General features: G+C 63.6%; 19 protein-coding genes and 1 riboswitch. Of the genes, 13 read left to right on the top strand and 6 right to left on the bottom strand.

Annotation, left to right across the window (positions count from 1 at the left end; genetic code table 11):
* Positions 1 to 46: 46 nt before the first annotated feature.
* Genes HSS18214_RS0100940 through HSS18214_RS0100930 form a run of 3 tightly spaced genes read right to left on the bottom strand, consistent with a single transcriptional unit; the run spans position 47 to position 3,521 of the window.
* Positions 47 to 1,528 carry an N-acetylmuramoyl-L-alanine amidase gene (locus tag HSS18214_RS0100940; protein WP_016913443.1) on the bottom strand — a complete coding sequence of 494 codons (1,482 nt, stop codon included), beginning with the start codon at positions 1,526 to 1,528 and terminating at the stop codon, positions 47 to 49.
* Positions 1,519 to 2,016, bottom strand: a complete 498-nt coding sequence (tsaE, locus tag HSS18214_RS0100935) for a tRNA (adenosine(37)-N6)-threonylcarbamoyltransferase complex ATPase subunit type 1 TsaE (protein WP_016913442.1) — start codon at positions 2,014 to 2,016, stop codon at positions 1,519 to 1,521. The genes HSS18214_RS0100940 and tsaE overlap by 10 nt, the downstream gene beginning before the upstream one ends.
* 11 nt (positions 2,017 to 2,027) lie before the next feature.
* Positions 2,028 to 3,521, bottom strand: coding sequence for a bifunctional ADP-dependent NAD(P)H-hydrate dehydratase/NAD(P)H-hydrate epimerase (locus HSS18214_RS0100930; RefSeq protein ID WP_016913441.1), 1,494 nt, complete (start codon positions 3,519 to 3,521; stop codon positions 2,028 to 2,030).
* 127 nt (positions 3,522 to 3,648) lie between these two features.
* On the opposite strand from HSS18214_RS0100930, the gene queG reads away from it, so the two are divergent.
* Positions 3,649 to 4,758: a tRNA epoxyqueuosine(34) reductase QueG gene (queG, locus tag HSS18214_RS0100925; protein WP_026001637.1), complete on the top strand. Its 1,110-nt coding sequence runs from the start codon at positions 3,649 to 3,651 to the stop codon at positions 4,756 to 4,758.
* 16 nt (positions 4,759 to 4,774) lie between these two features.
* Here the strand turns inward: queG and orn are convergent, their stop codons facing one another.
* A complete protein-coding gene (gene orn, locus HSS18214_RS0100920; protein WP_016913439.1) occupies positions 4,775 to 5,359 on the bottom strand; it encodes an oligoribonuclease in 585 nt (194 codons plus the stop codon).
* A 146-nt stretch (positions 5,360 to 5,505) separates the two neighbouring features.
* Here orn and rsgA point away from each other — a divergent pair, with 146 nt between their 5' ends.
* The 3 genes from rsgA to asd are packed head-to-tail and all read left to right on the top strand — an operon-like array spanning position 5,506 to position 8,319.
* Positions 5,506 to 6,531, top strand: coding sequence for a small ribosomal subunit biogenesis GTPase RsgA (rsgA, locus tag HSS18214_RS0100915; protein ID WP_026001635.1), 1,026 nt, complete (start codon positions 5,506 to 5,508; stop codon positions 6,529 to 6,531).
* Between the two features lie 53 nt (positions 6,532 to 6,584).
* Positions 6,585 to 7,424, top strand: coding sequence for a sulfurtransferase (locus HSS18214_RS0100910; RefSeq protein ID WP_016913437.1), 840 nt, complete (start codon positions 6,585 to 6,587; stop codon positions 7,422 to 7,424).
* A gap of 52 nt (positions 7,425 to 7,476) precedes the next feature.
* The gene (gene asd / locus HSS18214_RS0100905) at positions 7,477 to 8,319 is read left to right on the top strand and encodes an archaetidylserine decarboxylase (RefSeq protein WP_016913436.1); all 843 of its coding nucleotides are present in this window, start codon (positions 7,477 to 7,479) and stop codon (positions 8,317 to 8,319) included.
* A 22-nt stretch (positions 8,320 to 8,341) separates the two neighbouring features.
* Here asd and epmA read toward each other — a convergent pair whose 3' ends face one another.
* Together epmA and efp are read right to left on the bottom strand one after the other, a co-directional pair.
* Positions 8,342 to 9,322 (bottom strand): EF-P lysine aminoacylase EpmA, encoded by a 981-nt coding sequence (gene epmA / locus HSS18214_RS0100900; protein WP_016913435.1) that lies wholly within the window; start codon positions 9,320 to 9,322, stop codon positions 8,342 to 8,344.
* A gap of 70 nt (positions 9,323 to 9,392) precedes the next feature.
* Positions 9,393 to 9,959: an elongation factor P gene (gene efp, locus HSS18214_RS0100895; protein ID WP_016913434.1), complete on the bottom strand. Its 567-nt coding sequence runs from the start codon at positions 9,957 to 9,959 to the stop codon at positions 9,393 to 9,395.
* Positions 9,960 to 10,071: 112 nt separating this feature from the next.
* Here efp and epmB point away from each other — a divergent pair, with 112 nt between their 5' ends.
* The 9 genes from epmB (at position 10,072) to HSS18214_RS0100850 (ending at position 21,115) form a co-directional block, all read left to right on the top strand.
* Entirely contained in the window at positions 10,072 to 11,094 is a 1,023-nt protein-coding gene (epmB, locus tag HSS18214_RS0100890; protein ID WP_016913433.1) for an EF-P beta-lysylation protein EpmB, read from the top strand.
* Between the two features lie 209 nt (positions 11,095 to 11,303).
* Positions 11,304 to 11,422, top strand: a riboswitch (guanidine-I (ykkC/yxkD leader).
* A 58-nt stretch (positions 11,423 to 11,480) separates the two neighbouring features.
* Positions 11,481 to 12,554: a putative urea ABC transporter substrate-binding protein gene (locus HSS18214_RS0100885; protein WP_016913432.1), complete on the top strand. Its 1,074-nt coding sequence runs from the start codon at positions 11,481 to 11,483 to the stop codon at positions 12,552 to 12,554.
* 73 nt (positions 12,555 to 12,627) lie between these two features.
* Positions 12,628 to 13,455: an ABC transporter permease gene (locus HSS18214_RS0100880; RefSeq protein WP_016913431.1), complete on the top strand. Its 828-nt coding sequence runs from the start codon at positions 12,628 to 12,630 to the stop codon at positions 13,453 to 13,455.
* Positions 13,452 to 14,258, top strand: a complete 807-nt coding sequence (locus HSS18214_RS0100875; RefSeq protein WP_016913430.1) for an ABC transporter ATP-binding protein — start codon at positions 13,452 to 13,454, stop codon at positions 14,256 to 14,258. Before HSS18214_RS0100880 ends, HSS18214_RS0100875 begins: the two co-directional genes overlap by 4 nt.
* Positions 14,255 to 14,977 (top strand): urea amidolyase associated protein UAAP1, encoded by a 723-nt coding sequence (locus HSS18214_RS0100870; protein ID WP_016913429.1) that lies wholly within the window; start codon positions 14,255 to 14,257, stop codon positions 14,975 to 14,977. The genes HSS18214_RS0100875 and HSS18214_RS0100870 overlap by 4 nt, the downstream gene beginning before the upstream one ends.
* Positions 14,978 to 14,987: 10 nt before the next feature.
* Positions 14,988 to 15,626: an urea amidolyase associated protein UAAP2 gene (locus HSS18214_RS0100865; RefSeq protein WP_016913428.1), complete on the top strand. Its 639-nt coding sequence runs from the start codon at positions 14,988 to 14,990 to the stop codon at positions 15,624 to 15,626.
* 79 nt (positions 15,627 to 15,705) lie between these two features.
* Positions 15,706 to 19,326, top strand: coding sequence for an urea carboxylase (uca, locus tag HSS18214_RS0100860; RefSeq protein WP_016913427.1), 3,621 nt, complete (start codon positions 15,706 to 15,708; stop codon positions 19,324 to 19,326).
* On the top strand, positions 19,323 to 20,402 hold the full coding sequence (locus HSS18214_RS0100855; RefSeq protein ID WP_016913426.1) for an isopenicillin N synthase family dioxygenase: 1,080 nt from the start codon (positions 19,323 to 19,325) through the stop codon (positions 20,400 to 20,402). The genes uca and HSS18214_RS0100855 overlap by 4 nt, the downstream gene beginning before the upstream one ends.
* Positions 20,399 to 21,115 (top strand): hypothetical protein, encoded by a 717-nt coding sequence (locus tag HSS18214_RS0100850; protein WP_016913425.1) that lies wholly within the window; start codon positions 20,399 to 20,401, stop codon positions 21,113 to 21,115. Before HSS18214_RS0100855 ends, HSS18214_RS0100850 begins: the two co-directional genes overlap by 4 nt.
* Positions 21,116 to 21,128: the final 13 nt, after the last annotated feature.

Below are 21,128 nucleotides of genomic sequence, written 5' to 3'. Positions count from 1 at the left end.
GCTTCGTTTCCATAGCGCTGTTGCCTCGGCCTGCTCGTCATCCGTTTCAAGAGCTGGGAATGCGCAGCACCTGACCCACACGAATCACGTCGCCGTTCAGGTCATTGGCCTGCTTGAGCTGGTTCACCGGCACGCCGTGGCGAATCGCGATGGCCGACAAGGTATCGCCAGACTGGATACGGTATTCGTTGCCCGTGGGGCGGCGCTGATTGTCGCGCTGCCAGGCCAGCAGACTGGCCGGTGGCGGGTTGCTCTGAAAATGCTCGCGCAGGCCGCTGAAAATCGCCGTCGACAGGCCTTGCTGATGCACCGGGTCGCGTAGCCGTCGCTCTTCGTCGGGATTGGAAATGAAGCCCACCTCGATCAACAGCGACGGAATGTCCGGCGACTTGAGCACCATGAAACCGGCCTGCTCCACACGACTCTTGTGGAGTCGATTCACCCGGCCTAACTGCTCCAGCACCTGCCCACCGATGGAGAGCGAGTCGTTGAGCGTGGCGGTCATGGTCAAGTCGAGCAGTACGCCACGCAGCACCTGGTCCTTGTCGCGCAGCGACAGACTGCCGTCGACACCGCCTATCAGGTCGGCGCGGTTTTCGCTGTCGGCCAGCCACTGAGCGGTTTCCGACGTGGCCCCCCGCTGGGAAAGCGCATACACCGAGCTGCCTTGCGGCCGAGGACTGGTGAAAGCATCCGCATGGATGGAGACGAAGAAATCGGCTTTCTGCTCTCGGGCCAGCTGGGTACGCTGGCGCAGGCCAAGATAGTAGTCACCGTCACGAATCAGTACCGCCTTGAAGCCTTCGGTTCGATTGACCTCTGCGGCCAGGCGGCGTGAAATCTCCAGCACCACGTCCTTTTCCCGAGTACCGGCAGGCCCGATGGCGCCGGGGTCTTCCCCCCCGTGCCCGGCATCGATGGCGATGATGATGTCGCGACGCGGGTGGGGCTGCGCAGGCTGCACCTCCACCGGCTGGGTGGGTGCTTCGGGCACCTCGGCCACCGCACTGGGCACATCCGCCTGCTGGGCCTGGGCGCTACGCTGCGCCATGATCTCCTGATCGCGGATCATCGCCTCGATGGGGTCGATGGGGTTTTCGACGGCGCTTTCACCGGGGTACTCCAGATCCACCACCAGCCGATGACCGTACTGGTCGTTGGGCGGCAGGGTAAAATGACGCGGGGAAATATCGCGATTGAGCTCCAGCACCACGCGCAGGCCGCCACCATCTCGGGAGCCCGTGCGCACGGCGGAAATCGCGCTGCCCTCCAGGGGCAGCGTCGAGACATCGGTATCGAGCTGGCTGTCGTCGAGGTCGATGACCAGCCGCGCCGGATTATCCAGGGTAAACACATTGGCCTGCGCAGCGGCGGTCAAATCGAACACCAGCCGCGCATGATCGGGCGCCGCCCACAGGCGCATGCTCTCGACGGTCGCTGCCTGCAACGATGCACTACTCATCAAGAGCAGCGCGCACCCGGTGGCCAACCTGCCTGCCCAGGCAACCAATGACTGTCTCATGTCCATTGAACCACACCACACTCCTGTTGCTGTTCAGCCGCCAGCGTTTCGAGCTGAGCCAACGCCGCAACTCCATGCGGCGTCTCGGCACTTAATGTCAGCAGGCGACCGGGTGACGCCACCTGCAAGCGTATCCATAGATCGGGCGCGGGCAGCCAGCCAGCGCCCTGGCTGGGCCACTCCACCAGGCACAAGGCCTGGTCGGACAGCACCTCTCGCCCGCCGATGAACTCCAGCTCTTCCGGGTCGGCAAGGCGGTAAAGATCCAGGTGATAAATCCGCTGCTCGCCTAGCTCGTAGGGCTCTACCAGCGTGTACGTGGGACTTTTGACCGCCCCCTGATAACCGTAGGCACGCAAGATGCCTCGCGTCAGCGTCGTCTTGCCTGCCCCCAGGTCGCCTTCGAGATACACTCGCCCGCGACCTTCCAGCGCCTTGCCCAGCGCTTCTCCAAAGGCAACGTGGGCCATTTCGTCACTTGATTGCACCTGCATGTGGGCTGCCTTCACGGGTTGATAAACGCTCGTGCATAGGATGCCAGATCACTTGCCAACAGGCCACGCTCTCCGCTGGCTTTCGCGGCGGCATCGCCCGCCAGGCCGTGTACCATGACTCCCAGCCAGGCGCTCCACTCCAGGCGGTCATGCTGGCCTGCCAAGGCTCCCAGCATGCCGCTCAGCACGTCACCCATGCCGCCGCTGGCCATGCCGGGATTCCCATACGGGCATACCACCAGCCCACTGGGGCCGACGATCAGGCTGCCTGCGCCTTTCAGGACCACCACGCCGCCACGGGCACGCTGCAAGGCCCGCGCCGCCTCAGGGCGGTCTGCCTGTACCTCGGCCACCGTGCACCCCAGCAGCCGCGCGGCTTCCCCCGGGTGCGGGGTCAGTATCCAGTCATCGCGGCGCACGTCAGGCCAGCGGCTGGCCAGCAGGTTCAGGGCATCGGCATCCACCACCAGCGGCGTCGCCCCCTGCAGCGCACTTTGCAACAGCGCCTGACCCCAAGCGTCCTGCCCCAGCCCCGGGCCAATCACCACCACGTCGGCGGTGTCGGGCAACCCGGCGGCCTCCGCCCCGCCGCGCACGGCTCGGGCCATGACTTCCGGGCAGCGTACCAAACTGGCGGTAATGTGTTCCTCGGCCGTCGCCAGGGTGACCTTGCCCGCGCCTAGCCGCGCCGCCGCCTGCGCGGCCAGCAAGGCGGCCCCACCAAAGCCGGGTGCGCCGCCCATGACCAGCACATGCCCCAGGTTGCCCTTGTGGCTGATCCGCGAACGAGGTGCAAAGGCGTCGACCAGCAGCGCTTCATCCAGCCGCCATGCCGTGGGCGGGATATCGAAAAAGGCCTGGGCCTTCACGCCCAGCGGGCGAAAGTCGATCTCGCCGGTATAGGCTGGCGCGTCGCCGGTATGCAGCCCGACCTTGTCGCCAATGAAGGTAACGGTACCATCCGCCACCACCGCACTGCCCAGCACGGCCCCGCTATCCGCCGACAGGCCCGAGGGAATGTCCAGCGCCAGCACCGGCTGGTGCGCGCCATTGATGGCCTCGATGGCCTGGCGGATGTTGCCCTGGGGTTCACCAGCAAGCCCGGTACCCAGCAGGGCATCGACGATCACCTCCCCCACCAGCGTCGTGGCGGGCTGCCACTCGTCGAATCCCACCCCGGCTGCCGATGCCAGCTCCGCCGCCTTGGCCACGTCACCCGTGAGCGCTGCCAGGGGTTTGCTCGAAAGCCGCTGAACCTTGAGCCCTGCCTGCATGGCCAGGGCCGCCAGCACATGGCCATCGCCCCCGTTGTTGCCGCTTCCACACAGCACCGTGACGCTGCGGGCCTGGGGCCAACGCGAGCGAAAGCTGTGCCAGGCGCTGGAGGCCGCACGCTGCATCAGCGCGAAGCTGTCGATGCCACTGGCAATGGTGCGTCGATCCAGCTCACGCACCTGGGCTGCCTTGTACAAAGGGCGTAACGATGAGGTACTCAGTGTGGACACGGTCTCTCCTTAGCGGCTGCCATGGGCCGAGGCACCGCCGTATTCATTGACACGGCAGCACCGTGGATATCGTATGAAAGCGTAATGGGTTAGCATAGCGCGCCTGTTGCACCAATGTTGATCAACCATGCCACCTTCCTCTGATTTTTCACTCTCTGCCGAGCGACTCCAGCAACTCGCCGTGCTGATCAAGCGCTGGGGGCGCGAGCTGGGCTTTCAGCAGGTCGGCATCACCGACACCGATCTTGCCGTCCACGAGCGCCATCTCGAGCGCTGGCTGGAACAGGGCTATCACGGCGACATGGGCTTCATGGCCAAGCATGGCACCAAGCGCACCCGCCCGGCCGAGCTGGAGCCCGGCACACAGCGGGTGATCAGCGTGCGCATGGACTACCTGCCCGCCGACGTTGCCACCACCAAAGTGCTGGGGCAGCCCCAGCGTGCCTATGTATCGCGCTATGCGCTGGGGCGCGACTACCACAAACTGATGCGCAAACGGCTGGCCCAGCTGGCACGACAGATCGAGCAAGAGGTGGGCGCCTTTGGCTTTCGCGCTTTCGTCGACTCGGCCCCGGTCATGGAGCGTGCCCTGGCCCAGAAGGCAGGGCTTGGCTGGTTCGGCAAGAACGCCATGCTGCTCACCCCCCAGGCTGGCTCGCTGTTCTTTCTCGGCGAGCTGTATACCGACCTGCCTCTGCCCGTGGACCCGCCCTTCGAGCGAGAGCACTGCGGCAGCTGCAGCGCCTGCCGCACGGCCTGCCCCACCGGCGCCATCGTCGATGACAAGGTGGTCGATTCGCGCAAATGCGTCTCCTACCTGACCATCGAACTGCACGGCGCGATCCCCGTGGAGTACCGCCGGGCCATGGGCAACCGTGTCTATGGGTGCGATGACTGCCAGCTGGTCTGCCCGTTTACCCGCTTCACACGCCCGACCCAGGAGCAGGATTTTGCTCCGCGTCACGATCTCGACCGCGCCTCGCTCGTCACTCTGTTCGGCTGGAGCGAGGCGGAGTTTCTCGACAAGACTGCCGGGAGCCCGATACGCCGCATCGGCTACGAGCGCTGGCTACGCAACCTGGCGGTGGGCCTGGGCAATGCGCCCTGGAGCCGTGACGTCGAAGCCGCCCTGTGGGCACGCCGCGCCTACCCCAGCGCGCTGGTCCGCGAGCACGTGGTCTGGGCACTGGCAGAGCAGCACCAGAAACGCGCAGCGCGCATCGCGACGCAACGCTGAAAAGCGTCAGCGCGGATCAACGCTGCTCGTCGCTGCCGGGCGCCACGCGCAGGAAGGTGCTGCGATAGTGGGCAAGCTCGGCTATCGACTCCTTGATGTCGTCCATCGCCAAATGCACGTTGCGCTTCTTGAACCCTTCCAGTGCGCTCGGGTTCCAGCGCTTGGCCAGTTCCTTGACGCTGGACACATCCAGGTTGCGGTAGTGGAAGAAGCTCCACAGGGCGGGCATCTCGCGCTCCAGAAAGCGGCGATCCTGATGGATGCTGTTGCCGCACATGGGCGATGAGCCGGGCACCACGTAGCGACTCAAAAACGCCAGCGTCTGCTGCTCGGCCTCTTCGGTACTCACCTGGCTGGCCTTGACCCGCGCCACGAGCCCCGACTCACCGTGGGTTTTCTGGTTCCACTCATCCATGGCGGCCAGCAGGCTGTCCGGCTGCTTGACGGCAATCACCGGCCCTTCGGCCACCACGTTGAGATGCGCATCGGTGATCAGCGTGGCCACTTCGATGATGCGCTCCTTGTCCGGCTCCAGGCCGGTCATCTCCAGGTCGATCCATACCAGCAGGTCGCTGCGCGGGGTGACGGCTTGCTCACTCATTCGTCTCATTCCTTGGCCAAAGTCGCTCCAACACGAGCGATGTGCATAAAAGTGTCGCTTATATTGCCTTGCACCGCACCCCGTAGGGGACAGTGGGTGGCTCAGGTGGTTACAATGCCTGCCATTGTAACGATCTTCGGGTGGTCATGAGCAAACGTAAATTAAGCCGTCAGCAGCAGTGGCGCGTCGAAAAAATCCAGGCCGAGCGCGCTCAGCGGGCGGAAAAACGCGACGCGCGGGATGCCGAAAAGCTCTCCGCCGGGGAGTATGGTCCCGAACAGCCAGGCCGTGTGATGGCCCACTTCGGCCGTACCCTGGAAGTTCGCGATGCCGACGGCACCCCGGTACGCTGCCATCTGCGCGCCAACCTGGAAGGGCTGGTGACCGGCGACCGGGTGATCTGGCGAGCGGGTCAGGATGGCTCTGGCGTCGTGGTGGCCCGGGAGGAGCGCGACACGATCCTCAAACGCCCGGATGCCAGAGGGCAGCTCAAGCCGGTTGCCGCCAACATCGACCAGCTGCTGATCGTCTTTGCGGTGGAACCCGCGCCGCACCCCAACCTGATCGACCGCTACCTGGTCGCCGCCGAGGCCACCGGCATCACGCCCGTACTGGTGCTCAACAAGACTGACCTGCTGCCAGAAGGGGGTGGCGAACTCGGCCAACTGCTGGAGCGTTACCGCCAACTGGGCTATCGGGTGGTGCGTACCACCACGGCCAACCCTGACGGCCTGAACGCCCTGCGTCAGCAGTTGGAGGGCCGTACCTCGGTGTTCGTCGGCCAGAGTGGGGTAGGCAAATCCTCGCTGATCGATCTGCTGCTGCCGGACGAGACCCTGCGCATCGGCGCCCTCTCGGAAGATTCGCGCAAGGGGACTCATACCACCACCACCGCCAGGCTCTACGCCATGCGCAGCGACGAAGTGCACGACGGCGAGCTGATCGACTCCCCCGGCATCCGCGAATTCGGGCTGGTGCACCTCGATGAACAGGAAGTGACCAACGGCTTCATCGAGTTTCACCCCTACCTGGGCCAATGCCGTTTCAGGGATTGCCGCCATCGCAATGAGCCCGGCTGTGCTTTACTGAATGCCGTCGAGGCGGGCAAGATTCACCCAGAGCGCTTTACCAGCTACCGACGCATACTGGATAGCCTGAACACCCAGGCCTGACGGCTGACGCCGATGGCTCAGATTACTTTCATTGCAGGGACAGGGAGCCGACCATGACCAACAGCCACTCTTCCGAAACCAACGTGCTGCCACTGATCGTCGAACCAGAACAGCTCGTCGAGCATCTGGGCGACCCTCAGCTCTTGATCGTCGATGTGCCACTGAATGGCGACAGCTACCGGCAGGGGCACGTGCCCGGCGCCATTTACCTCGACTACCGCTATTTGATGCGCGGCGAGGGCCCGGTCCCCAACGACGTGCCTTCCGTGGCGTTTCTCTCGCAGCTGTTCAGCGCCATGGGCCTGACCCGTGATACCCACGTGGTGGCCTACGATGACGAGGGTGGCGGCTGGGCCGCTCGCCTGCTCTGGACGCTAGAACTGATTGGCCATACCCGCTACTCCTACCTGAATGGCGGCATTCATGCGTGGCGCGACGCGGGCCTCGAAGAGAGCACCGACCCCACGGCCCCCACGCCCAGTGACTATCAGGCCGACATTCTCAATCCTCAGGCCGCCATCAGCCGCGACGAGATTCTCGACAAGCTGAACGACAAGCAGTTCGCCATCTGGGATGCCCGTTCGAAGGCCGAGTACGACGGTGAGCGTGGCAACAACAAGCACCTGGGCCACATCCCCGGCGCGGTGAACATGGATTGGGTAGACGCCATGGATCGTCAACGCGCGCTGCGCATTCGCGACTACGCCGAACTGATCACCGAACTGGGCGCATTGGGCCTGACACCGGACATGGAGATCGCCACCCACTGCCAAAGCCACCACCGCAGCAGCTTTACCTGGCTGGTGGGCAAGGCCCTGGGCTTCAACATTCGTGGCTACGCGGGCTCCTGGGGCGAATGGGGCAATCGCGACGATACCCCCATCGAACGCTGATGACTGCCATGCGCCAACGACACTCAACCGACATCGAGACAAAGACACCACTGTGACCGTTTCTCAAAAAGCCTTTTCGCTACTGCAGTACCCACTGCCCCATCACGCGCTTTCCCGGCTGACGGGCAAGGTCGCCGCGTGCGATCAACCACGGGTCAAGAACGCCGTCATCAAAGCGTTCATCAAACGCTTCGACGTGGACATGAGCCAGGCACTGGAACCGGACCCTACCGCCTACGCCACGTTCAACGACTTCTTCACCCGGGCGCTGAAGCCCGATGCCCGCCCCCTGGGCGACGGCATTCTCAGCCCGGCCGACGGCACCCTTTCGCAGTTTGGCCGCCTGTGCGCTGGCGACATCGTGCAAGCCAAGGGGCATCGCTATTCGGTGCATACATTGCTGGGGGGGGACGATGCGCTGGCCCAGGAGTTCATGGCAGGCAGCTTTGCCACCGTGTACCTCTCTCCTCGGGATTACCATCGCGTGCACATGCCGGTGACCGGTACGCTGCGCGAAATGATCTACGTGCCGGGGCGGCTGTTCTCCGTCAATCAGGCCACCGCCAACTACGTGCCCGGCCTGTTTGCGCGCAATGAGCGCCTGGTCTGTATCTTCGATACCGAGCACGGCCCCATGGCCATGGTGCTGGTGGGTGCCATGATCGTGGCCGCCATCGAGACCGTCTGGGCAGGCCAAGTGACCCCGCTGGCGGGCACGCCCCAGCGGATGGTCTTCGGCCAGCCCATCGTGATCGAAAAAGGCGCCGAGATGGGCCGCTTCAAGCTGGGCTCCACGGTGGTCACCTGCTTCGCCAAGCCGATCACCTTTGCCGAGCATGAGCTGGGCGCCAAGGTGGCCATGGGCCAATCCTTGGCAACGCCGCAGGCGTCATAGCCAGCGCCCGGCACGGCCAACCTCAACAGGCAGGGGTAGCAAACGCCAGTACTTCCTCCAGCTTCCCCTTGCCCAGGGCCTGCTGTATCAACCGGTCGATGCCCAGCGCGACACCGGAGGCAGCAGGCATTCCATGGGCCAGCGCGGCCAGCAGCCGCTCGTCCACGTCCACTTCGCTCAGCCCCAACCGACGACGCTCCTCGTTATCGCGGGCAAACCGCTGACGCTGTTCGTCGGCATCGGTCAGCTCATGGTAGCCGTTCGCCAGCTCGACCCCGTTCAGATAGAGCTCGAACCGCGACGCCACCCACTCCCCGTCGCTATCCTGATGGCGCTGCGCGAGTGCCGCTTGACTGGCCGGATAATCCACCACCACGCTCAGCTCCTGCTGGCCCAGGCGCGGCTCGATGACCATGCCCATGAGCAGATCGAGGCACGTATCACGCCCCTCTTCGGCCAGCGCCTTGGCGGGCATGCTGCCCCGCTCGGCCGCCACCAGACGCAAGGTGTCCAGCGACGTGGTGAAAGGGTCCACTTCCAGATGCGTATGAAACAGCTCACGGTAGCGGTAGTGCACCACCGGCCCAGGAGCATTGGGCATCACATGGGCGACCAGCGCCGTGGTCTCTTCGATCAGCTGGGCGAGCGAATAGCCCGGCTGATACCACTCCAGCATGGTGAATTCGATATTGTGCCGCGACCCCACCTCTCCATCACGAAAGCTCCGAGCCAGCTGAAAGATCGGCCCGCTTCCAGCTGCCAGCAGCCGCTTCATGTGAAATTCCGGCGAGGTTTGTAGCCACAGCTTGCGCTGGCCCTTGTCCGTGCGTGCCCGGGTCGCCAGCGACACGAGGTTGACATCGGTACTGCCCCCTTGCCCGAGGACGGGGGTCTCTACTTCCATGACATCGCGTGATACGAAAAAATGGCGCACTGCCGCAAGCAGGCGCGCACGCTCACGTAGCGTCTCCATGGATGCTGTTGGCTGCCAACTGGCCGTCATTCCCTTCTCCCTGACAACATAAAGCCACGCAGAGTGCGTGGCTTTGCTTACCGCTTGCAAGTGACGCCGATCAAGCGCGTGATACGTATTCACCGGAGCGGGTATCGATCTTCAACACTTCGCCTTGGTTGATGAACAGCGGTACGCGTACCACGGCACCCGAGGAAAGCGTAGCAGGCTTTGAGCCGCCCTGAGCAGTATCGCCTTTCAGGCCGGGGTCGGTTTCGACGACTTCCAGCTCGATGAAGTTGGGCGGCGTGACCGAGATCGCCTTGTCGTTCCACAGCGTCAGGGTGTAGGGCACCTGCTCCTTGAGCCACTTTTCGGTCTCGCCCAGTGCTTTTTTCTCTACCGCGTACTGCTCGAAAGAGCCGTCGGTCTTCATGAAGTGCCACATGTCACCGTCGGTGTAGAGGTACTCCATCTCCAGATCCATGACGTCAGCGCCTTCCAGCGAGTCGCCAGACTTGAACGTGCGCTCACCGACACGGCCAGTCATCAGGTTGCGCAGCTTGACGCGGTTGAACGCTTGACCCTTGCCAGGCTTGACCAGCTCGTTCTCGACGATCGAACAAGGATCGCCATCGAGCATTACTTTCAAACCCGCTTTGAATTCATTGGTAGAATAGTTCGCCATACTGCCTCTCAATGGTTCTATGGTGTGTTTCAGTCGGTGACGCGCGCAGCCCTGCTCCGCCGTCGTTAACCTTGTAGCCAAGTGCGCGCATGATAACCCGAAGGAGGGCTTTTTGCAGGAGAACATCATTATTGCCGGTCACTCGATATCCGACGAGGCGCCCGCCTCCTGGCAACGGCAACTATCCCGCGCCATTCGCGACCCGCAAACCCTCTGCCAGCGCCTTGGCCTGGACGCCCAGTGGCAGCAAGAAGCCCAGGCGGGGCATCGCCTGTTCGATATCTGCGTGCCCGAGGCGTACCTGTCACGTATCGCGCCCAACGACCCCAGCGACCCGCTGCTGCGCCAGGTCCTGCCGCTGGCCGAAGAAGCCCTGTCGCCGCCTGGCTATGTCACCGACCCACTGGAAGAAGCCGATCACCGCCCGGCCAAAGGCCTGATCCATAAATACACCAACCGCGTGCTGTTGATCGCCAGCCCGGCCTGCGCCATCAACTGCCGCTACTGCTTTCGCCGCCACTTCCCCTACCAGGAGCACGCGCCTTCGCGAGCCCAGTGGCAGGAGGCCCTTGGCTATATCCGCCAGGACAGCGCCATTCGGGAAGTGATTCTCTCCGGCGGCGACCCGCTGGCCGCCAACGACAGGCAATTGAGCTGGCTGGTCGCGCAGCTGGAAGAGATTCCCCACCTGCAGCGACTGCGGCTGCATACGCGTCTGCCTGTGGTCATCCCGGACCGTGTGGATGACCACCTGCTGGGCTGGCTTGGCAACACCCGGCTGCAAAAGGTAATGGTGCTGCACATCAACCACGCCAACGAGATCGACCAGGCCGTGGTCGCAGCCTGCGCGCGCCTCAAGCAGGCGGGCGTCACGCTGCTCAATCAGAGCGTCCTGCTGCGCGACATCAACGATGACGTCACGACCCTGGCCACGCTCTCCGAACGGCTGTTCGAGGCGGGGATACTGCCCTATTACCTGCACGCCTTCGACCCCGTACAAGGCGCAGCCCACTACGACGTCACCGACGAACGCGCCAAAGCGCTGGTCCAGCAGTTGCTCGAACACCTGCCCGGCTTCCTGATGCCCAGGCTGGTGCGAGAAGTACCGGGCAGGATGAGCAAGACGCCGCTGTAAGCGCTGACAACCGATACAGCGTGGTGCAAGCCCAATGATAACGCACCAAAAAAATGCGCAGACAAAAGCGACGCTGCATGCCTTGTTCGTCAGAAACGTCGCCAAACGCATGATTCACCGTCATTTTTAAGCAAGCGGCCAATATTTTGCTGTGTTCATGATGTTACACACGGGGTATTGGCCGCTATCGCAGCCGCACAATCGAGTTTCCAATAGATCGCTAGGGTTCCGACACCATCAACGAAACGCCCCTGATGGCTGTGGCTGGTCCGAGAGCGATCGACCTTGCAAGCGCAAGGTTACACGGCGGGATAAAAGCCCGGGAGGATAAGGCACAGTGATGCGCCGATGCCCCCTGAGTTTTTACTTAGCCGCTGGAGGCTCTCATGACCCGTTCCATCCGCACCCCTGGTAAATATCTGCTGGCCCCGCTCTCTGCCGCCCTGCTTGCCACCTCGCTGGCCCCCTCTTTCGTACATGCCCAGGAGCGTGATCAATTCAGCGTCTGCTGGTCCATTTATGCAGGCTGGATGCCCTGGGCCTATGCCGATGTCGAAGGCATCGTCGACAAATGGGCCGAGCAGCACGACATCGCTATCGACGTGATACAGGTCAATGACTACGTCGAGTCCATCAACCAGTTCACCTCGGGCAACGTCGATGGCTGCGCCATGACCAACATGGACGCTCTGACCATTCCTGCCGCCAGCGGCGTCGACTCCACCGCGCTGATCATCAACGACTACTCCAATGGCAATGACGGCATCGTGCTCAAAGGGGGCGGTGAGCTGGCGGATATCGAAGGCCGCCGGGTCAATCTGGTGCAGTTCAGCGTGTCTCACTACTTTCTGGCACGCGCCCTGGAGAGCGTTGGGCTGACCGAGCGCGACATCGAAACGGTCAATACCTCCGACGCCGATATCGTCGGCCTGTTTTCCAGCAGCAGTACCGAAGCCGTAGCCGCCTGGAATCCGCAGCTCAGCACCATCGCCGAGATGCCGGACAGCCAGGTGGTGTACACCTCGGCGGAAATCCCCGGTGAAATTCTTGACATGATGGTAGTGAACACCCAAACCCTGGCCGACTACCCCGCCCTGGGACACGCCCTGGTGGGCGCCTGGTACGAGGTCATGGCGCTTGTCGAGGCCAATGACGAGCACGCGCTGACGATCATGGCCGATGCCGCCGGCACCGATCTGGAGGGTTACCGTGCCCAGCTAGAGGCAACCTACCTGTATACCGACCCCGCCGAAGCCGTGGCGCTGATGGAAAGCCCCGAGCTGTTGGACACCATGGAGCGAGTGGCCGACTTCAGCTTTACCCACGGGCTGTTGGGCGACATGGCACCCAGCGCGGGCGTGGTGGGCATCGAAACGCCCAGCGGTATCTTCGGTGACGAGAGTAACGTGCAGCTGCGCTTCGATCCTTCCTTTACTCAGGCGTACCTCGACGCACAGTAACGAGGCCACGGTATTCGCCCCATGAAGCGGCGGCTCGCCGCTTCTGCCCCTTACTTACCTGGTGGACCCTGCCATGAAGCGCTTGATTAACCTGTCGCCCTCGCGCGGCGGCCGCTGGCTGCTGGGACTGATGCCGTTTCTGGTACTGGGCATGCTCTACCTGAGCGCCTCCAGTGCTCGCCTGGCTGACAACCCCAACGACCGCCTGCTGCCTTCCCCTGGCAGCATGGCGCAGACCTTTCACCACCTGGCCACGGCCGAGAACGTGCGCACCGGCCAGATCGTATTGTGGACCGACACTTTCGCCAGCCTCGAAAGGCTGCTGATCGGTGTCGGTATCAGCGCGCTGATCGGCCTGGTGGTGGGCATCTTGAGTGGCGGCATTCCGCTGCTGCGCGCCAAGCTCTCGCCGCTGATCACGGTAACGTCGCTGATACCGCCCATGGCCATTCTGCCGATCCTGTTCATCGCCTTTGGCACCGGGGAAGCGGCCAAGATCGCGTTGATCGTGATGGGCGTGACGCCCTTTCTGATTCGAGACCTGCAGGGCCACGCCCTGCGCCTGCCAGACGAACAGTTGATCAAGGCCCAGACCCTGGGCGCCAGCTCCTGGCAAGTGCTGCTGAGAGTGCTGCTGCCTCAATTGACGCCTCGGCTGCTCAATGCCACACGGCTGGCGCTGGGCAGCGCCTGGCTGTTCCTGATTGCAGCAGAAGCGATTGCCGCCCAGGAGGGCCTTGGCTATCGCATCTTTCTGGTGCGCCGCTACCTCTCCATGGACGTGATTCTGCCCTACGTGGCTTGGATCACCCTGCTGGCCTTTGTGCTGGATCAACTGCTGGCCTGGGTATCACGGCTGGCCTTCCCCTGGTATCACGCCGATGAAGGAGACAAATCATGAGCCTGCTCTCCGCCCACCGGTTGGAAAAGCATTATGGCCAGCACGTGGTGCTGGAAAACCTCAACTTCTCCGTCGAGGAAGGCGAGTTCGTGACGCTGGTGGGCGCTTCAGGTTGTGGCAAGACCACCTTCCTGAAAATGCTGCTGGGCACCGAAAAGCGCTCCAAAGGCAGCCTGCTGCTGGATGGCCAGCCCATTCCTGACGAACCCGGCCCTGACCGAGGCGTCGTGTTTCAAAAGTACTCGGTCTTCCCCCACCTGACCGTCCTGGCCAACGTCATGATCGCCGAAGAGCTGCGGACTGCCCCGCTGCTGGGCAAGCGCTTTGGTGCATCCCGGCGGCGCGCCATCGAAGTGGCCACGGCGCGCATCGAGGAGGTGGGCCTGGGCCAGGCGCTGCACAAGTACCCCCACGAGCTTTCCGGCGGCATGCAGCAACGCCTCGCCATTGCCCAGGCGCTGATGATGAAACCTCGGCTACTGCTGCTGGACGAGCCGTTCGGCGCGCTCGACCCCGGCATTCGCCAGGACATGCACGCGCTGATCACGCGGCTTTGGCAAGAGCAGTCGCTGACCATTTTCATGATCACCCACGACCTCACGGAAGCCTTCGCCCTCGGCACGCGGCTGTGGGTCTTCGACAAGACTCGCCACGACCCCCAGGCCCCCGAGGCCTATGGCGCCACCATCACCTACGACCTGCCCATCGGCAAACAGGCCAACCGCGCACACTCCGCCCAGGCATTGAGTGACACGCTGGCGGAACGCGGTCTGACCACCCACGTACAGGAGACGCTGTCATGACAACCCACGCGGACTACGCCACGCACCTGCCCGGCGGCCATCACTGGTCCCTGCGCCTGCGCCGCGGCACCACGCTGACCCTGTCAGCCCAGCAGGCCAACAGCAACGTAGGGCTGCTCTGCTACAACCCGGAAAACCTGCTGGAGCGCCTCAACCTGCCGGACACCCTGAAGTGCCAGCACACTTTCAAACTCACCCAGGGCCACTGCCTCTATTCCGACATGGGCCGCATCTTTGCGTCGATCACCCACGACACCCTGGGCTGGCACGATAGCGTGGGCGGCAACCTGATGCCCCACCACCTTCTGGCCAAGGGCTGGCAGCCGGTGAGCTACCAGCAGGCTCACAATGACTGGACCCGCACCGGCCACGATGCCTTTCTCGTCGAGCTGGCGAAATACGGCCTGGGCCGACGCGATCTGGCGGCCAACCTCAACCTGTTTTCACGGGTCGAGAGCGATGACGCAGGCAAGCTGCGCTATGTCGACAACCACTGCCAGCCGGGCAGCCGCGTCACGCTGCGTTTCGAGATGGATACGCTGGTGCTGCTGCACACCTGCCCGCACCCCCTCGACCCCAGCCCGCACTACCCCCGTCGCGGCGTTGATATCGCGCTAGGCACGGCGGAGCCTCCCACCGAGGAAGACCCCTGCTACCGCTCACGGCCCGAAAACGCACGTGGCTTTGCCAACAATCGCCTCTACCACCTCGGCCTCTAAGGGGGACACCATGATCATCGAAAGCACCTTACGCCCTGAAAACGCCGTCCGCCGCACCACCGTCGAGGCCGGTGACCACTACATCGGCACCGTGAAGCGCGGCCAGACCCTGCGCATTCTGGACCTGGAGGGTAACCAGGCCGCCGACACCCTGTTCTTCAATGCCGACGATACCGCCGAACGCTACAGCGCCATGGATACCGTGCGCGAACAGGGCGCGGTTTACCTGACGGCGGGCACCCGGCTGATGTCCAGTGAAGGCCGCACCATGCTGACCATCACCGCCGATACCTGTGGCCGCCACGACACCCTGGGCGGAGCCTGCGCCAGCGAAAGCAATACCGTGCGTTACGATCTCGAAAAGCGCCACATGCACTCCTGCCGCGACAACTGGATGCAGGCCATTGCCCGCCACCCCGAGTTCGGGCTGACCAAACGCGACATCACCCACAACATCAACTTTTTCATGAACGTGCCGGTGACGGCCGACGGCGGGCTGACCTTTGCCGACGGTATTTCGGCCCCCGGCAAGTACGTCGAGATGGAAGCCAACATGGATGTCATCGTACTGGTCTCCAACTGCCCTCAGCTCAACAACCCCTGTAACGGCTACCACCCGACGCCCATCGAGCTGCTGGTCTGGGAGTGAGGTCACTTTTCCTCCTGGGGACGACCCCAAGGGGCTGATTCATCTGCGGGACGGCCCGCCCTTCTTTGCAGGCACCACCATGTCCACGACACCGTTATTGTCCAAGGTATTGATTGCCAATCGCGGGGCCATTGCCGCGCGCATCCTGCGAACGCTGAACGCCCTCGGCATCCAGAGCGTCGTGGTATACGCCGACGCTGACCGCGATGCGCCCTACGTGCACCAGGCCGACGAAGCCTATTCGCTGGGTGAAGGCGGCGCCAGCGAGACCTATCTGAACATCGACAAGCTCATCGCCATTGCGCAGCAAAGCGGCGCCCAAGCGGTTCACCCCGGCTACGGCTTCCTGTCGGAAAACACCCGCTTCATCAGCGCCTGCGACACGGCCGGTCTGGTCTTCCTGGGCCCGACCGCCGAGCAGATCCGCCAATTTGGCTTGAAGCACGAAGCCCGCGCGCTGGCCGAACAGGCCGGTGTGCCGCTGGTCCCCGGTTCACCGCTGTTGGCCTCGCTGGAAGACGCCAAGGCTCACGCCGAGCGTATCGGCTACCCGGTAATGCTCAAGTCCACCGCTGGCGGTGGCGGCATCGGCATGCAGGTCTGCCACTCCCAGGCAGAGCTGGCCCGCGCTTTTGATTCGGTGAAAGGTCTGGGCGAGCGCAACTTCGGCGATGGCGGCGTCTTTCTCGAAGCCTACATCGCCCGTGCTCGCCATCTGGAAGTGCAGCTGTTCGGCGATGGTCAGGGGCAGGTGATTGCCCTTGGCGAGCGGGACTGCTCCACCCAGCGGCGCCATCAGAAAGTCCTTGAGGAGTGCCCTGCTCCCAACCTGCCTGATGCCGTGCGGCGCTCCCTGCACACCACGGCGGTGCAGCTTGGCCAAGCGGTCAACTACCGCAGTGCGGGCACCGTCGAATTCATCTACGATGCCGAACGCGAGGCGTTCTACTTTCTGGAGGTCAATACCCGCCTGCAGGTCGAGCACGGGGTGACCGAACTGGTCTACGGGGTCGATATCGTCGAGTGGATGGTACGCCTCGGTAGCCAGGCACTCCCCCCGCTGGCAAACCTGGCAGAGGGCCTGCAACCCCGTGGCCATGCCGTGCAGGCCAGGCTATATGCCGAAGACCCAGCGCACGATTTCCGCCCCAGCGCGGGGCTGCTGACCGAAGTCACCTTCCCCGAAGCCCAGGGCCTGCGTATCGACCACGCCCTCGAAGCAGGCCTGGAAGTCACCCCATTGTTCGACCCCATGCTGGCCAAGGTGATGCTCCATGCCGACACTCGCCAACAGGCCATTGCCCGGCTGGCCACGGCCCTGGAAGACGCCTCGGTATATGGCATTGCCACCAATCGCCGCTGGCTGGCCCATGTGCTGAGGGACGCCCGCTTCGACGCCGCCCAGATCGATACGCACTGGCTCACCCAGCTGGCATGGGCCCCTCCCGCCATGGAAGTGCTCAGCCCGGGCACGCTGACCACCGTGCAGGATTACCCGGGGCGTCAAGGCCACTGGGACGTGGGTGTCCCCCCGTCGGGTCCCTTCGACGACTGGTCGTTTCGCTTGGGCAATCGGCTGCTGGGCAACCCCGACGAGGCCGCCGGGCTCGAAATCACCCTGAATGGCCCCACGCTGCGCTTTCATCGCGCCACCCAGATCGTGCTGGCGGGCGCCGAGCTGCCTGCCACCCTCGATGGCACCGACATCTCCGGCTGGCAGGTCATCGACGTGCCAGCCGGCGCCACCCTGACCCTGGGCAAGGCCGCCGTGGGCGCCCGCGCGTACCTGCTGGTGCGGGGCGGCATCGACTGCCCCCGCTACCTGGGCTCACGCAGCACCTTCACGCTGGGCCAGTTTGGTGGCCACGGTGGTCGCGCCCTGCGCAGTGGCGACATGCTGGACCTGCCCGCGTTTTCAGCTGCGCCCGTCAAGACGCTGGACCCAGCGCTGATCCCCACCTTTGGCGGCCCGGAGGTGACCCGCATTGCGGTTCTCTACGGCCCCCACGGCGCCCCGGACTTCTTTACCGACGAGGATATCGAGCGCTTTTTCGACCATGAGTGGGAGGTCCACTACAACTCCAGCCGCACCGGCGTCAGGCTCATCGGCCCTCGGCCCACCTGGGCACGCACCGATGGCGGCGAGGCGGGGCTTCACCCCTCCAATATTCATGACAACGCCTACGCCTTCGGCACCATCGACTTCACCGGCGACATGCCGGTCATCCTGGGCCCCGACGGCCCCTCACTGGGCGGCTTCGTCTGCCCGGCCACTGTAGTCCGCGCCGAACGCTGGAAGCTGGGCCAACTGACGGCAGGCGACAAGGTGCGCTTCGTGCCGATCCGCCTGGAAGATGCCCGCGCCCTGGAAGCGCATCAGCGGACGCAGTTGCAGCAGCTGTCCGCCCAGCCCGAGCCCGTTTGTGAGGCCGAGCGCGGCTCGCCGCTGCTCCGCGAGGTCGATGCTGCCGAGGCAGGCGAGCGCATCGTCTACCGCCGCGCAGGTGACGACTTCCTGCTGATCGAATTCGGCCCCATGGAGCTGGATATCGCGCTGCGCTTTCGGGTCCACGCCTGGATGCTGTGGCTACGCGAGCACCCAGTGGTGGGGCTGCGCGAGCTGACGCCGGGCATTCGCTCCCTGCAGCTCCACTACGAGCCCCGCGAGCTAAGCCTCGACCAGTTGCTCGACCACCTGCACCAGGCCGAACAGGCGCTGGTGGATGTCGAGTCGCTGGAAGTGGAGTCCCGCGTGGTGCACCTGCCGCTCTCCTGGGACGACCCTGCCTGTCAGGAAGCGGTGGACAAGTACCAGCGCAGCGTGCGACCCGACGCCCCCTGGTGCCCCAGCAACCTGGACTTCATACGCCGCATCAATGCGCTGGAAAGCGAGCAGCAGGTGCGCGATATCGTCTTCAACGCCCGCTATCTCGTCATGGGGCTAGGGGACGTCTACCTCGGCGCACCGGTCGCCACGCCCCTCGACCCGCGCCAGCGGCTGGTTACCACCAAATACAACCCGGCCCGCACCTGGACCGCCGAAAACTCGGTGGGTATCGGCGGCGCCTACCTGTGCGTCTATGGCATGGAAGGCCCTGGCGGCTACCAGTTCGTGGGGCGCACCCTGCAGATGTGGAACCGCTATCGCACCACGGCCCACTTCGAGAACCCCTGGCTGCTGCGCTTTTTTGATCAACTGCGTTTTCATGAGGTCAGCCACGAGGCGCTGGCGCAAATTCGCCGCGACTTCCCCCATGGTCGTTACGAGTTGTCCATTGAAACGACTCGCTTTCGCTTGGCGGACTACCAGGCCGACATCGACAAACATGCCTCGGCAATTGAGACCTTCCGCTCAAAACGTGAAGCCGCCTTCCAGGCCGAAATGGCCGCCTGGCGTGCCAATGGCCAGTTCACCTTTGAAGACCAGGCCCCGGAAGCCACCGAAGTCACCGCGTTGGATGATCACGAAATAGGCATCGAAAGCCCCGTCACCGGCAGTCTGTGGAAATTGCTGGTGGAAGAAGGTGATCTGGTAACGGCTGGCCAGCCAGTGGCACTGGTGGAGTCGATGAAAATGGAAGTTGAGATCACCGTCCACTGCGCTGGCCGTGTTGCTCGCTTACCCCTTTCTGAGGGCGCTTCCATTGCGCCGGGGCAACCACTTGTGGTGCTCACCAGTGAACAGGAGGTAAACGCATGAGCCAGATCACCGCCGACCAGCGCTTAGCTGACTTTCAAGCAATCCCCGTTATCGACATTAGCGGTTTACTCCATGGTGATGCCGCTGCACGCCAAGCGGTTGCGGATAACCTTGGTCGCGCCGCACGAGACGTGGGGTTCTTTCAAATGGTGGGCCACGGTATCGACCTCCCGCTTCGCGAGGGTTTGATTACTCAAGCCAAACGCTTCTTTGCCCAACCTGAAGCCATCAAAATGGAGCGCTACATCGGCCTCTACCACCACCACCGAGGCTATGTTCCTCCTGGTGAAGAGTCGCCAGACCCTAACAAGCCGGACATGAAAGAGGCGTTTGATCTTGCCTTTGAACTGCCCAGTGACGACCCAGAGGTGTTGGCAGGGACGCCACTCCTCGGCCCCAACCCCTGGCCCGACCTTGACGGTTTCCGCGAGCCTATCGCCGCCTACTACGAGGCTGCCTACCAAGTGGGCCGGGCACTCATGGGCGGCTTTGCCCGAGCATTGGGTCTTGATGAGCAGCAGCTACTGCGCCACGTCACCAAGCCGCCCAGCCAACTGCGATTGATCCACTATCCGTATAACCCTGATGCCGAAGATGCCCAAGGCATCGGTGCCCATACCGACTACGAGTGCTTCACGCTGCTGCTACCCACTGCACCGGGGCTCGAGGTCATGAATGGTGCAGGCAAATGGATCGATGTCCCCTATCAAGAGGATGCATTAGTCGTCAATATTGGCGACATGCTGGAAATTTGGAGCAACGGCGAATTTGTGGCGACCTCCCATCGAGTGCGCAAAGTTAAACAGGAGCGCTACTCTTTCCCGCTGTTTTTCGCCTGCGATTACCATACTGAAGTGGCACCGCTGCCTGAATTGGTCGAGCGCCACGGCAAAGCTCATTACGCACCGCTCAAAGCGGGCGATCACCTCTACGCCCAAACGATCCAGACCTTCCGCTACCTGCGCGAGCGTTTGGCAAAGGGTGAGATTACGCTTCCCGAAGGTGCCCGAGAAGTGGGTAGCCTGGGCCAGCACGGCAAGCACTCGGCTGCCCAAGACGAGAAGCCCGCCTCATGACCCTACCACTCCCCGCCACACCAACCGAGTTCCGGGGCGTCTGGAAGCGCACGCTCTATGCCGAGCCCGCTCAGCCACCCTACCAGTACACGGATACCGGCACCCAGGTGGTCTGGCTTCAGGGCGCTCAGTGGCATGCCGACCTGCGCCTTCCCGCCCGTCACGATGCGCTGGCAGGCATCGAGCACCTGGGGGCGTGCAGTCGAGCGCAGCTCGAATGGCTCGCCCACCTGACCGGATTCGTCGGCATCACCCAGATCGACGGGCCGGTATGCACCTGGCACCGCCTGCAGGACCTGAACCCCAGCCTGGAGAAAGACGTCGGCCACCTGGCCTGGCTCGATGACCACCTGCTCGAAGAGCAGCACCCCCACGGGCGCTACGTCGAACACTGGCAACGCCAATGCACCCCCGACCAACGCGAGCTAGTGCGCACCGACGCCCAAGGGCAGCTACGCTGGTTACAGATCGGTGACCATGCCATGGCCATCACTCCGCGCCCAGCACCAGGCCACCAGAACTCGCTATACACGCCACTGGAAAAGGCCAGCGACGACGCACTGCGCTGGCGAGCCAGCCTGTGCATGGACTATCTGGAGCGCGATGGGCAAGGGTGGCAGATTCGTCTTTCGACCCACCCCTGGCGCATAAGTCACCCAGCCACGCCAATGAACGACACGCCACTCAAGCTCGACACGACCCAGAACGGCTAGGTAAGACCACTAG

The organism is Vreelandella stevensii S18214 (assembly GCF_000275725.1).
GTDB lineage: Bacteria > Pseudomonadota > Gammaproteobacteria > Pseudomonadales > Halomonadaceae > Vreelandella > Vreelandella stevensii.
This window is presented reverse-complemented; position numbering and strand designations above follow the sequence as displayed.

Bases quoted from the DNA above. Each gene is read 5' to 3' on its own strand.
- HSS18214_RS0100940 (WP_016913443.1), bottom strand. From the start codon at position 1,528: ATGGACATGAGACAGTCATTGGTTGCCTGGGCAGGCAGGTTGGCCACC.
- tsaE (WP_016913442.1), bottom strand. From the start codon at position 2,016: ATGCAGGTGCAATCAAGTGACGAAATGGCCCACGTTGCCTTTGGAGAA.
- queG (WP_026001637.1), top strand. From the start codon at position 3,649: ATGCCACCTTCCTCTGATTTTTCACTCTCTGCCGAGCGACTCCAGCAA.
- orn (WP_016913439.1), bottom strand. From the start codon at position 5,359: ATGAGTGAGCAAGCCGTCACCCCGCGCAGCGACCTGCTGGTATGGATC.
- rsgA (WP_026001635.1), top strand. From the start codon at position 5,506: ATGAGCAAACGTAAATTAAGCCGTCAGCAGCAGTGGCGCGTCGAAAAA.
- HSS18214_RS0100910 (WP_016913437.1), top strand. From the start codon at position 6,585: ATGACCAACAGCCACTCTTCCGAAACCAACGTGCTGCCACTGATCGTC.
- epmA (WP_016913435.1), bottom strand. From the start codon at position 9,322: ATGACGGCCAGTTGGCAGCCAACAGCATCCATGGAGACGCTACGTGAG.
- efp (WP_016913434.1), bottom strand. From the start codon at position 9,959: ATGGCGAACTATTCTACCAATGAATTCAAAGCGGGTTTGAAAGTAATG.
- HSS18214_RS0100885 (WP_016913432.1), top strand. From the start codon at position 11,481: ATGACCCGTTCCATCCGCACCCCTGGTAAATATCTGCTGGCCCCGCTC.
- HSS18214_RS0100880 (WP_016913431.1), top strand. From the start codon at position 12,628: ATGAAGCGCTTGATTAACCTGTCGCCCTCGCGCGGCGGCCGCTGGCTG.
- HSS18214_RS0100875 (WP_016913430.1), top strand. From the start codon at position 13,452: ATGAGCCTGCTCTCCGCCCACCGGTTGGAAAAGCATTATGGCCAGCAC.
- HSS18214_RS0100870 (WP_016913429.1), top strand. From the start codon at position 14,255: ATGACAACCCACGCGGACTACGCCACGCACCTGCCCGGCGGCCATCAC.
- HSS18214_RS0100865 (WP_016913428.1), top strand. From the start codon at position 14,988: ATGATCATCGAAAGCACCTTACGCCCTGAAAACGCCGTCCGCCGCACC.
- uca (WP_016913427.1), top strand. From the start codon at position 15,706: ATGTCCACGACACCGTTATTGTCCAAGGTATTGATTGCCAATCGCGGG.
- HSS18214_RS0100855 (WP_016913426.1), top strand. From the start codon at position 19,323: ATGAGCCAGATCACCGCCGACCAGCGCTTAGCTGACTTTCAAGCAATC.
- HSS18214_RS0100850 (WP_016913425.1), top strand. From the start codon at position 20,399: ATGACCCTACCACTCCCCGCCACACCAACCGAGTTCCGGGGCGTCTGG.